5 protein-coding genes are annotated in these 12812 nt (G+C 71.8%); all 5 read left to right on the top strand.

What is annotated here, in order from left to right:
- The 5 genes from ABD831_RS05295 (at window position 1) to ABD831_RS05275 (ending at window position 12739) form a co-directional block, all read left to right on the top strand.
- Window positions 1-2547 carry an FHA domain-containing protein gene (locus tag ABD831_RS05295; protein ID WP_344942575.1) on the top strand — a complete coding sequence of 849 codons (2547 nt, stop codon included), beginning with the start codon at window positions 1-3 and terminating at the stop codon, window positions 2545-2547.
- 43 nt (window positions 2548-2590) lie between these two features.
- Window positions 2591-4318, top strand: coding sequence for a serine/threonine-protein kinase (locus tag ABD831_RS05290; protein ID WP_344942573.1), 1728 nt, complete (start codon window positions 2591-2593; stop codon window positions 4316-4318).
- A 222-nt stretch (window positions 4319-4540) separates the two neighbouring features.
- Entirely contained in the window at window positions 4541-5350 is an 810-nt protein-coding gene (locus ABD831_RS05285; RefSeq protein WP_344942570.1) for a hypothetical protein, read from the top strand.
- On the top strand, window positions 5347-11661 hold the full coding sequence (locus ABD831_RS05280; protein WP_344942567.1) for an Ig-like domain-containing protein: 6315 nt from the start codon (window positions 5347-5349) through the stop codon (window positions 11659-11661). The genes ABD831_RS05285 and ABD831_RS05280 overlap by 4 nt, the downstream gene beginning before the upstream one ends.
- Before the next feature lie 85 nt (window positions 11662-11746).
- A complete protein-coding gene (locus ABD831_RS05275; protein ID WP_142175443.1) occupies window positions 11747-12739 on the top strand; it encodes an AAA family ATPase in 993 nt (330 codons plus the stop codon).
- Window positions 12740-12812: the final 73 nt, after the last annotated feature.

The following is a 12812-nucleotide window of genomic DNA, read 5'->3' as shown; positions in this document are numbered from 1 at the left end:
GTGAGTGGCCCGTCTGTCGTCGTCGAACGGGCCCCCGACGGGTGGACGCACATCGGGGGCCCCGGCATGCACCTGCTCATCGGCCTCGACGAGGACGACGACCGCACGATCGCCGCGAGCGACGCAGCGGACGGCGGCGACATCGACGACGTCGTCGAGGTGCTGACCGCTGGCGGCATGCGCAAGGCGCAGCACTTCGTCGGGGTGCACTGGAAGCCCCGCACCCGCATCGTCGCCTTCGGTCCGGTCTCGGCACTGGTGACCCTGGCCGACGGCACTGAGCACGACGTCCGAGCGACGAGCAGCAAGGTGTGGACCGACGTCGAGCTGTCCGAGCATCCCGAGCACGTCGTGCTGCGGGTGCTCGAGGAGTCGGAGCGGTCCCGGCCGACGCCACCGCAGTCCCTCGTGGGAGGGCCACTGTCGGCAGCGGCGACGTCGGCCTCGCAGGACGCGCCCGTCGATGAGGCGACCGAGAGCGACAGCCGCACCGGGGCCGACAGCGCGACCGAGACGGCGACGGCGCAGCCTCGAGGCCTCGACGAGGCGGCGACACCGCCGGCGAGCCCCACCGCCATCCCCACTCCCACCCCCGACCAAGGCCCAGTCAGCCCGAGTGGCTCAGTCAGCCCGGCCGGCGGTGGCATCCCGACCTTCGGTGCCGCGGCGCTCGCGAGCGACGCCGGGCAGGTCTCGCTCGGCTCTGGGGACGGACGCTCCGACGTGCCGAGTGGCCCGGGCGCCTCGAGCCGATCGCCGTGGGACCGCAGCTGGGCCCGCCGCGACACCCCCTCGGAGCCGCCAGGACCGGAGTCCGACGCGCCGTCGGCGCCGTCGGCGGATCAGCAGACAGGGGACGGGGCGACCCCGTCCGCGCCGGCCGCCCCTGCGCCTGCGCCGGCCCTGCGGGCGTGGACCACGACCGCTCCGCCTGAGCCCGTCCGAGCCACGTCGGCGAGCGCTCCCTCGGATGCGGGAGCCGCGCCCCGACCCGACGTCGCGTCTTCACCGTCCGAGCCCGCCGGAGCACAGGCACCGGCACCGGTACCGCCTGCCTCTGCCGAGCCGGTTGCGCCGTCAGAGCCGGTGGCACACCACGCGCCGGTGGCCGACGACCTGCCCGTGGTCGAGGCGCGCGACGTCGACTCGACATGGGCCGCGCGCCCGGTGCTCGAGCCCGACGCCCCTGCGTCCGCCTCTCCGTCCGCCTCAACACTCCAGGTGCCGGCCGCAACCGCGCCAGGGCAGCCGATGGCTGACGGGACCGACGATGCGCAGCCGGCAGCGCTGCCCAGCTACGACTACCTCTTCGGGCACACCACGACCGCCGACGAGCACCGCAAGGCCCTCGCGCAGCTGAACCAGCCCGACGACGACGAGGCCGGAGCCGACGACGACCACCTCTTGGTGCCCGGCGTGCCCGGCGTGCCCGCCGTGACCGACGTGACCGACGTGACCGAGGTGTCCGTCACGAACGCCGCCGCTGCGCCCGAGGTCCCGGACCGGCCGATCCCGTCGGCCCCCGCGATCCCGGACCTCCCCGAGCCGTCCGCGGGTGGCCTCATCTCTTCGGTGCCGTGGGCCAGCCCCGCCCCGGTGGCGGCCCCACCAGAACCGCAGCCGGCGGTGCCGACCTTCACGGGACGGCACACGCCGCCTCCGGCCCCGAGCCTGCTGCCCCCGACGGCCACCCCGCCGCCCGGCGTCCGGGCCCCCGAGGCCACGCCGCTCATCTCCACCGGTCCGCCGCCGACACCTCCTGCTCCGGCACCCACACCTGCACCTGCACCCACACCGACACCTGCACCCACATCTGCACCGGCACCCAGCCCGGCACCTGCAGGACCCTCGCCACGCGGCGGGCCCACGGCATACGCCCCCTCGGGCCAGCCCCAGGCCGAGCCGAGCTTCGACGTCCCCATCTCACTGCCCGGCTCACTGCCCGTCCCGTCGGCCACCGCCGCACCGGACGCGGCACCGTCCACGGCGATCCTCGACGACGAGGACGACGAGACGGAGCTGACCGTCGACCGCAGCGCGCTGCTCGAGGCCCGCAACGCCGCCCAGAACCAGACCATCTCGGGACCCAGCGTCCTGGCCGTCCTGTGCTCGACGGGCCACCCGACCCCGCCGCACAGCGACCGCTGCCGCGTGTGCGGCGGGAGCATCCCCCCGCAGGAGCCCTTCACGATGCCGCGCCCCCCACTCGGGGTGCTGCGCCTCTCGACGGGCGACGTCGTCACCCTCGACCGCAGCGTCCTGCTCGGCCGTGCGCCGCGCCTCGGGGACGGGCTGGCCGCCCATGACCGCCCGCACGTGGTTAAGGTGCCGAGCCCCGAGCGGGACGTCTCGCGCAACCACGTCGAGGTCATCCTCGAGGGCTGGCACGTCCTCATCCGCGACCTCGGCACGACGAACGGCACCACCGTGACACTGCCCGGTGAGAGCCCGATGCGCCTGCGCGCCAACGACCAGCAGGTGCTCGAGCCGGGCTCGTTCGTGTCCATGGCCGACGAGGTCTCCTTCAGCTTCGAGGCGGCGCTGTGACGCGACGGCCGGACCGCCGACGGCGCGAGCCGGGAGGTGCGTCGTGAAGAAGGGTGCGCCCCCGAAGATCCCGGGACTGGTCTTCGTCCAGCCGCTCGGCTCCGGCGGCTACGCCGACGTCTTCCTCTACGAGCAGCAGAGCCCCCGCATGCCGGTCGCGGTGAAGGTGCTGAAGTCCGACGGCCTGACCGACGCGCTGCGGCGGCAGTTCGTCGAGGAGGCCGACACGATGGCCGCGCTGGGCGACCACCCCTACATCGTCCAGGTCTTCCGCTCCGGCACCTCGGACGACGGCCGGCCCTACCTCGTCATGAAGTACTACCCGCCGCCGAACCTCGCGATGCGGGCGCGGGCCGAGCGCTTCTCCGTCGAGGACGTGCTGCGCACCGGCATCCAGCTCGCGAGTGCCGTCGAGACCGCGCACCGGGCCCGCATCACGCACCGCGACATCAAGCCGGCCAACGTGCTCGTCAGTGCCTACGGCGCCCCTGGGCTGACCGACTTCGGCATCGCCGGCCGAGGTGCGCGCGAGGGTGACGTCGAGCCCGAGGCCACCGACGACGTCGGCGTCTCCGTTCCCTGGGCGCCGCCGGAGGTGCTCTACGGCCAGAGCAACGGCGACGAGCGCTCCGACGTCTACTCGCTCGCAGCCACGCTGTGGCAGCTGCTCGTCGGGCGCTCCCCGTTCGAGGTGCCGGGGGGCGACAACTCCGCGTATGCGTTGATGCCGCGGATCCGCAGCACGGCGCCGCCGGCGACCGGGCGACAGGACGTGCCGGCCGGCCTCGAGCGACTGCTGTCGCAGGCCATGGCCAAGGACCCCGCCCACCGGCCGTCGTCGGCGCTGGAGCTCGCGCGTGCACTGCAGGCCGTCGAGCAGCAGCAGCGGCTGAACCGCACGCCGATCGTCGTCCTCGACGAGCAGGGCCACACGACGCTCGTGAGCCAGACCCAGGGCTCCCCGACGGGCCGGTCCGTCGATGCCGACGAGGACCGCACCCGCATCAAGGCCCCGCAGACCGTCGTGGCGCAGCCGCTCGGTCCGTCGCCGACCATGCCGGACGGCGAGACCCGCCGGCGCCCCGATGCCGGCGGTCAGCGTTGGTCACCGGCCCCGATGCCGAGCCCCACGAGCGCGACCTCGGCAGCCTCGGCAGCTCCAGTCCGTCCAGCCGCGGCCACGGACCCCGTGACGAGCCAGACCGCGCCCCTGGGCAGCCGGTACGCGGACTCCGCCGACGCCTCGGACGAGGCGACGGTCCGCCGGGCCGTCAGCGCGCCCGGTTCCCAGCAGGCACCCACTGCTCCCGCTCCGGCCTCACCGCTGGGCAGGCCCGTCGTCCTGTCGGGACTCGTGGGCGGGGTCATCCTCCTGGCCGCTCTCGTGGTCTTCCTCGTCGTGCGCCCCGGGTCGGACGAGCCCGTGCCGGTGGTCCCGAGTCCGAGCGCCACGGTCGCGATGCCGGGCGACGACAGCGCCATCGGCGACGGTGTCTTCGACAAGCCGAGCCTCACGGCGAGGTCGGGCGCCGGTAGTGTCAGTTTCACGTGGAACTACCCGCAGCCGGACAAGAAGGACACCTTCCGGGTGTCCTACGGGCCCACTCCCTCCGACGCAGGGAACCCCGAGCGGGCCGAGCTCGTCTCGGTCACGACCAGGAGCCACACGGTCAAGGCGGCCAAGGGCACCAAGGTGTGCGCGACGGTGCGCGTGGCGCGTTCGGGCCAGGTCTCACCGGGTTCGGACGTCCAGTGCGAGACGGCGCAGTGAGGCGCGGGACGACAGCGGCCGCGTTCTCGAGGCTGACGTCGGCCGACGTGTCACCACGAGGTGCCTGAGTATGCCGGCGGGTGGACACAGGACGGCCGGGGCGGCAGCCTCGACCCGGACACCACCAAACCACCACAAGCTTCCGTAACGCCGCACGTCCGGACATCGTTGACCGCGAGTGCCGGCGCATGGGCGTGTCGACAGGAATCAGGGGACCTGATCGTGATCCACAGCAAGGTGACCGTCGTGTTCTGCGGCGAGGAGTACTCCGTGTCGCCGGACACCGGTCTGACCATCGGTCGCACCGGCGACGTCGAGGTCGACGACAACCCCTACCTGCACCGCACCTTCCTCGTCGTCTCCTTCGAGAACGGCTTCTGGTGGATCAGCAACACCGGCTCGACGCTGACGGCGACGGTCGCCGACGAGCAAGGTCTCTTCCAGGCCTGGCTCAACCCCGGCGCGAAGATCCCGCTCGCGATGAGGAAGCTCATCGTCTGGTTCACGGCCGGGCCCACGACGTACGACTTCGAGATCCACGTGGCGAGCCCGGCGTTCACGTCCGTGACGAGCGACGCTCCAGCCGAGGTCGACGACGAGGTGGGGGCGGCCACCGTGGGCCGCGTCTCGTTCACGCCGGACCAGAGGCTGCTCATCGTCGCGCTGTGCGAGCCGTTCCTGCTGCGGCGTGAAGCGGGGACGAGCCAGATCCCCTCCTCGGCCGCAGCCGCCGACCGGCTCGGCTGGACCCTCACGCGTTTCAACCGCAAGCTCGACAACGTCTGCCAGAAGCTCGCCGACGCCGGCACGCGCGGCCTGCACGGCGGGGTCGGCAAGCTCGCGACCAACCGCAAGGCACGGCTCGTCGAGCACGCGCTCTCGACCAAGCTCGTCAGCGAGAGCGACCTCGCCCTCCTCGACGCCCCGGCCACCGACACCTCGGACACCGCAGACACCGCCATCGGCACCACGGCCGACGAAGAGAACAAGGCGGACGACCGCAGGGTCGTCGCCGAACAGGGGAACGTATGAGCACCGCCGCCACCAAGCGACGGATCGGGGTCATCTCCACCGTCGTCGTCGCCCTCGTCGCGAGCCTGCTCGTATGGCTCGCGACCCGCAGCGACGGTGAGCTGGTCCGCAAGGCCGACCTCAACGACGGCGGCATCTGGGTCACCAACTCCGAGCAGTCCCGCTTCGGCCGCATCAACAAGGCCGCGGGCCAGTTCGACGCCGGTGTCTACGCGGACGTGGGCGCGAGCTCCGGGCTCGACATGTTCCAGGACGGCGCGGCCGTCGTCGGCTACACCAAGGCGAGCAACCAGGTCGTCCCGATCAGCCCGTCCGAGGGAACGTTGCGGTCCGAGCAGGCCGTCCTGCTGCCCAAGGCGAGCACGGCCACCGGCAATCGCGTCTTCACCACTCCGCCGATCGACCTCCGTGGCGGCACCATCGCCATGATCGACCCGGCCACCGGCGAGCTTCGCGCCCAGCGCGTCGACGAGCGCTCCGGCATCAGCGGGCTCGACGGACTCCAGACCCAGGCCAAGCCGCTCGCCAAGGTCGGTGGCAACGCCGCCGTCGCGGTCGGGGTCGACGGCTCCGTCTACGCCCTGTCGGCCGAGAAGGGCACGGTCACCGTCATCCGGCCCAAGAGCACCACCGAGCTCGACAAGCCGGTGACGACCCAGCTGAAGTTCTCCTCGAAGTCCGCGCAGGTCACCGCCGTGGGATCGCACTGGGTGGTGTGGGACTCCGGCACCGGCAAGCTCTACTCGGACGCGCTGCCTGAGCCGCAGCAGCTGTCGGTCGGCAACGCCGAGCCCGGCAACCCCGCGTTCGCGGCGCTGCAGCAGCCCGGTCCCGATGCCGCCTCGGTCCTCATCCAGGACGAGTCGCAGCTGGCGCAGGTCTCGCTGACCGGAGACAGTCCGACCACCGGAGGCGTCAAGCTGAGCCAGGGCGCGCCGGGCCAGCAGCTGTTCCTCTCGGCTCCGGTCCGCCTCGCGAGCTGCATCCACGCCGCGTGGGCCGGGGCGTCCGACGTCTACTACGGCCGCAACTGCGGCGCGCCCACCGACGCGGACACGGTCGACCTCGGGGCGATGAAGAAGGGCGTGCGCACCGACGGCGTGAAGCTGCGCGTCAACCGTGGCCTCATCGTGCTCAACGACCTCGACTCCGGCGACGTGTGGGACATCGACCGCGACAAGGTCAAGATCGACAACTGGAACTCGGTCATCCCCCCGCCGCAGACCGACGACAAGAACAAGAAGAAGGACGAGAACCTCCTCGACGACCAGCAGACGCGGACGCCACCCAAGGCCCAGCCGGACGCCATGCAGGTGCGTCCGGGGCGTACGTCGACGCTGCACGTGCTCGACAACGACTCCGACAGCCAGGGCTCGATCCTCGCGATCTCGCCCGGCGACGTGACGCAGCCCGACACCCCCGGCATCCAGGCTACGCCGTCGGCCGACGGCCAGACCGTCCAGGTGACGGTCCCCGACGAGCCTCGCGCCCAGGGCTTCTCGTTCAGCTACACCGTCAACAACGGCACGACGGCCAAGAACGGCCGGGCCACCGCGAAGGTCACCGTCCGCATCGTCACCGACGACGTGAACTCGGCTCCGAAGCTGCGCTCCGGGCAGGCCCGGCTCGCGCAGTCGTCGTACCCGGTCGTCGCGAACGGCTCGGTCCGCGTCGGTGTCGTCGCCGACTGGCGTGACGCCGAGAACGACCCGATCCAGGTGTCGCCCGTCGACGTCGCGACCACGGGTGTCGACGGCTCCGGCGCCCTGACGATCAAGGCGCAGGGCGAGAAGGGCGACCAGGTCGTCAAGTACGTCGTCGATGACGGCCGTGGCGGCACCGCCCAGTCCTCCGTCGGCCTCGACGTGCTGAGCGAGGACGACACGAAGCCCGTCCGGCCGCGCACCCAGCCGGACGTCGTGCGGGCCGTCGTGGGCAAGCCCGTGCAGCTCCAGCCGCTCGGCAACGACATCGCCGGCGCCGACCCCACCGACCCCGAGGCGCGGATGCGACTCGCACAGGCGGTCCGCGGTCCGGGCCAGCTGAAGCTCGACTCGAACCTCGACACCGGTGTCGTCACCGTCACCGGGCAGACACCGGGCACCTCCGTCGTCACGTACACCGCGCAGGTCGGGGCCGGCGTCGCCACCGGACGCATCCGTGTCGACATCCTGCCCGACAGGGACAACGACGCCCCGCCGGTCGCGACCCCCGACGCAGCTGTCGTCCGGGGCCAGACGCCGGTCATCGCCGACGTCCTGTCCAACGACTACAGCCCTCGCAGCGACGTCCTCGTCGTCCAGCGCGTCGAGTCCTCGCAGGCGTGGCTCCGGGCATCGATCGTGCAGGGCCGCTGGGTCCGGGTGCAGGCCACCGCCCCGGTCACCGGCAACGAGATCCGGCAGGGGACCGTCCGCTACACCATCTCCGACGGCACCAGGACCGCCGTCGGAGAGCTGGCCGTCGTCCAGAAGCCCGAGCCGAAGGACAAGGTCCTGCCGACCGTCGTCGACGACATCGCCACGGTCCGCGTCGGCGACGCCGTGACGATCCCGGCGCTCGACAACGACTCGATGAGCGAGGGCATCCCGCTCAAGCTCGCCCCCGAGGTGCGCGTGCTGTCCGGCGGCGGGCAGGCGTTCGCCTCGGGCACGGTCGTCCGCTACGTCCCCGAGGTCGCTGCGCTGACCGGGCCCAGGACCGCGATCCTCGAGTACACGACCTATCCCGAGGGCCTGCGCTCGCGCGGTGGCACCGGTCGCATCACGGTGACGGTCAACCCGCTGCCGGACGCGGTGAAGTACCCCAACCAGCCTCCGCAGGCACGCAGCTTCAGCGCGAGCGTCACCGCCGGTGACACCCTGTCGATCACGGTGCCGACGAGCGGCGTCGACCCCGACGGCGACCTCACCTTCGTCAGCGGCATCGTCGGCGACGACACGGGTCCGGTGGACCTGAAGTTCGGCCGCGTCGTCGGCTTCGGCGCCGCGACGATCCGCTACGAGGCCTACCCCCGCAGCGCCGGTACCGAGGTCATCCGCTACCAGCTGCGCGACCGGTTCGGCGCGACGAGCGACGGCTTCGTGCGCGTCGGCGTCGTCCAGCCGGGCGACCCGCAGCCGCCGGTGGCCGTCGAGGACGACGTGGTCGCCGCGCCGGGCCGCACGGTCCGCGCCGACGTCCTCGCCAACGACCTCATCGCCGCGGGCGACTCCGTGTCGTTCGTCGACCTGTCGACGCTCAACGACCCCGACGCCCTCAAGCAGTTCCAGCGCCAGAAGGACGACACCTTCAAGGTCGTCGTCCCCGAGGTCGGCCCCGCCAAGGTGCTGACCTACGGCATCACCAACGGCCTGTTCGACCCGTCGAAGTCGACGTTGACCGTCCGGGGCCAGAAGGACTTCAACAACCCGCCGACGGCTGTCGACGACACCGGGTCCGCCAAGCCCGGTGAGACCTCGATCCTCGTCGACGCGCTCGCCAACGACCGCGACCTCGACGGCGAGCAGTCGCAGCTCAAGATCGTGAAGTTCTACGGCGACGGCGTGACTCGCGAGGGCCGCAAGCTGCGCATCCAGCTGCGCCCCCAGGCGCGCGTCGTGCCCTACGTCATCGAGGACGCCGACGGCGCCCAGGCGATGGCTCTCATCTACGTCCCGGCGGGCAACAACGGCCAGCCCTACGTCGTTGCCGGCAAGACGGTGAAGATGGGCGCCGACTCGACCGTCAAGGTCGCGCTCGACGACTACGTCATCGACCCGCGCGGCGGCAAGGTGTCGGTCACCTCGCCCGACACCGTGTCGACCTCGCCGGCCGAGAACCTGCAGTCCGCCGTCACGTCCGGGACCGAGCTCACGCTGACCTCGACGAACGGCTACGTCGGACCGGCCGCCCTCATGCTTGAGGTGACCAACGCGACGGGCCCGACCGACAAGGCCGCCCAGAAGACCTACGTCACCGTGCCGGTGCAGATCGGTCCGGACGTGCCCGTCCTGCGCTGCCCCGACCACGAGGTGCTCCTCGCGGCCGACGGTCCGTCCCGCACGTTCGACATCCCACGCCTCTGCCACGCCTGGCTGCCCGACGGCCTGGATGCCGGCGCGGTCGCCTACGAGGCGACGTGGGACCCGGCCGCCGACCGGGTCGACCTGTCGCAGGTCGGCCAGGGCGGTCGACAGGTCGTCCTCAGGGCCCAGGCGGCCGCGCAGGCCGGCACGACCGGCGCCGTCGCCATCAAGGCGAAGGGCGGCGCTGACACGTTCAAGATCAAGGTCCGCGTCACGAGCGCGCCCCCGATCGCGACGATGCGCCCGGTGCTCGTCGAAGGCCTCATCGCCGGCACGAGCCGGACGGTCAACCTCGCCCAGTACCTCGACAGCCCGCTCACCGCCCCGCAGTGCTCCCTCCAGTCGAGCCAGGTCGTCTCGGGTGTCGGCGTCACGGCATCGGCGAGCGGCTGCCAGCTGACGGTCTCGGCCTCCGACAAGGCCCGCAACGACACGAAGGTGGCGCTGCGCGTCCTCGACGCCCCGGGGCGCCCGGCGGCGCTCGGCCAGGTGACCGTCACCGTCCGAAGCAAGCCGGACCCGACCGACGCGCCGGCCGCCGTGGCCGACCGCATCCTCGGCAGCACGGCCCGTGTCGACTGGCGGCCGCCGGCCTACGACGGCGGCCTGCCGATCTCGCAGTACGAGGTCATCGCCAACGGTGGTGAGGTGCGCCAGGCCTGCGCGAGCTCGCCGTGCACCATCGCCGGCCTGACCAACGGCAAGGACTACTCCTTCACCGTCCGCTCGCAGAACGCGGTGGGCTGGTCCGACGAGAGCCCGAGGAGCAACACGGTCCGTCCCGACACCAAGCCCAAGGCGACCGTCATCAGCAACGTCGTACCTGGCGACCGCAAGCTCACGGTCAACTGGACGATGCCGGCCAACGAGGGCAGCGAGGTCACCGACTACCGCGTCCAGTACACCGACATCGGCTCGAGCGCCGGGTCCGGCGGCACGGTGCCGGTCAAGGCCCCGGCACTGACGAAGGTGCTCTCGGGCCTGGTCAACAACGACGCGTACAACATCCGCGTCCAGGCCAAGAACGGTGCCGGCTGGGGTCCCTTCGGTCCCACCGTCAAGGCGCAGTCGTTCGGCAAGCCCGCCAACGTGCCGGCCCCGACGCTGAACCCGCGGACGCCGACACCCGGCGACGCCAACGCCCAGGTGACCGTCTCCTGGCCGGCCACCGACCCCAACGGTCCGCCGATCACGCAGTACGACGTGTACCGCCGCTCCGGGGGCGGCGCGTGGACCCAGATCGCGACACGCTCCGGCGGCGAGTCCCGCACGGTCAGCGACACGATCCCCTACCAGGGGCAGCGGGTCGAGTACACCGTCACCGCCACCAACGGTGGCCCGGCGACCTCCGACAAGGCCAACTTCAGCGGCTACACCGCCGACGGCATCCCCGAGACGCCGAACCTCAGGTCTGTCGTGACGCCCCGCAAGGACTACTCGGGCGACGCCTCGTTCAGCCTCGGTGACTCGCGATCGCGGGGCTACGACAAGGTCAACTGGCAGACGTCCGCGGGCCGCAGCGGCTCGTGGGCCTGCTCGGGCGGCTGCTCGGGTGGCAAGGCCGCCAGTCTCGGCACGACCCAGCAGAGCATGCAGATCCAGGCCTGCAACGTCGCCGGGCAGTGCTCGCCGTGGTCCAACGCCGTCTCGTTCCACCCCTACGGCCCGACGAACGGCGTGCCGGGGCTGCGCGAGTCCCACGACAACAACAGCATCACCTTCACGTGGGGCACGGCGCCGTCCGAGGGTCGCCCGATCACCGGCTACGAGATCGACGGTGACCGCAACCAGACCGTGGGCGCGGGCACGCACTCGACGACGTTCGGTGGCCTCGGCTACTCCACGTCGCGCAAGATCCGGGTGCGGGCCATCGCCCAGGACTCGGGCCCCGGCCCCTGGACGGCCTACGTCACCGGCACGACGGACCCGAAGCCGAACCCGAAGGTGCTCAGCGTCTACAAGGGCACCGCCTGTGGCACGACCGGCTGCTTCGACCCCTACCAGGGCCAGGAGTGCGGCACGAACTGCAACCACATCGGCTACGAGCTGCAGAACTTCGAGGGCAGCATCAGCTGCTCGATCAGCGGGTGGTCCCAGCCCGACGACGGGTCGGCCAGCACGCACCGACCGACGAACGGACGCAACAACTCGGGCAAGTTCCTCGGCTACCCGAACCAATCGGTCACCGTGACCTGCACCGGCTCGAACGGACGGGACTCGGCCACCAAGAACCCGTGGGGCTGACGCCGCGAACCTCGCGGCGGCGCCCCGACCGAGCCACCCGGCATACCCCCACATCGACGAAACACATGACAGGAGAACGACACCCATGACGGCCACCCCCGCCACAGGTCGCATCACGCAGGAGCAGGTCACCTGGTTCGCGCACACGTTCGACCAGCTGGTCGGCAACATCGAGAAGGCCGTCCTGGGCAAGGAGCACGTGACGCGCCTCGCGCTGACCTGCCTGCTCTCCGAGGGCCACATGCTCCTCGAGGACTTCCCGGGCACCGGCAAGACGCAGCTCGCACGGGCCCTGTCGGCCACGGTGCAGGGCACGCACAGCCGCATCCAGTTCACGCCCGACCTGCTGCCCTCCGACGTCACCGGCGTCACGATCTACGAGCCGACGAAGCAGAGCTTCGAGTTCCACCCCGGCCCGATCTTCGCGACCATCGTGCTGGCCGACGAGATCAACCGCGCGTCGCCCAAGACGCAGTCGGCGCTGCTCGAGGTCATGGAGGAGGGCCGCGTCACCATCGACGGCAAGCCGCACTCGGTCGGTGAGCCGTTCATGGTCATCGCGACTCAGAACCCCATCGAGCAGGCCGGCACCTACCGCCTTCCCGAGGCGCAGCTCGACCGCTTCCTCATGAAGGCCAGCGTCGGCTACCCCGACCACGAGGCGACCATCGCCGTCCTCGCCGACGCGAAGACGCGTGACCGGGCCAAGACGCTGAGCCCCCTCATCGCGAGCAACGTCATCGTCGAGATGAGCAAGCTCGCCGACGAGGTGCACGTCGACCCCGCGATCCTCGGCTACGTCAGCCGGATCGCCGAGGAGTCGCGCCGCCACCCGAGCCTCAAGCTCGGCCTGTCGGTCCGTGGCTGCCTCGCCTACGTGCGCTGCGCCAAGACGTGGGCGGCGAGCCAGGGCCGGACCTACGTCGTGCCCGACGACATCAAGATGCTCGCCGAGCCGATCCTCAGCCACCGCCTGCTGCTCAACGCGGAGGCGCAGTTCGCCGGCACGACGGTCGAGCAGTGCGTCGACCAGATCCTCGGGGACATCGCGCCGCCGGCCGAGCGCGCCTCGGCCTGACCGCCCGACCGCAGCCCGACCGCAGCCCGACCGCAGCCCGACCGGAGCAGGACCGCAGAAAGCCAGCAAGGGG

This window comes from Terrabacter ginsenosidimutans (assembly GCF_039539425.1).
GTDB lineage: Bacteria > Actinomycetota > Actinomycetes > Actinomycetales > Dermatophilaceae > Terrabacter > Terrabacter ginsenosidimutans.
The sequence above is the reverse complement of the archived record's forward strand: the minus strand, read 5'-3'. Positions and strand labels throughout refer to the sequence as shown.

Bases quoted from the DNA above. Each gene is read 5' to 3' on its own strand.
- ABD831_RS05280 (WP_344942567.1), top strand. From the start codon at position 5,347: ATGAGCACCGCCGCCACCAAGCGACGGATCGGGGTCATCTCCACCGTC.
- ABD831_RS05275 (WP_142175443.1), top strand. From the start codon at position 11,747: ATGACGGCCACCCCCGCCACAGGTCGCATCACGCAGGAGCAGGTCACC.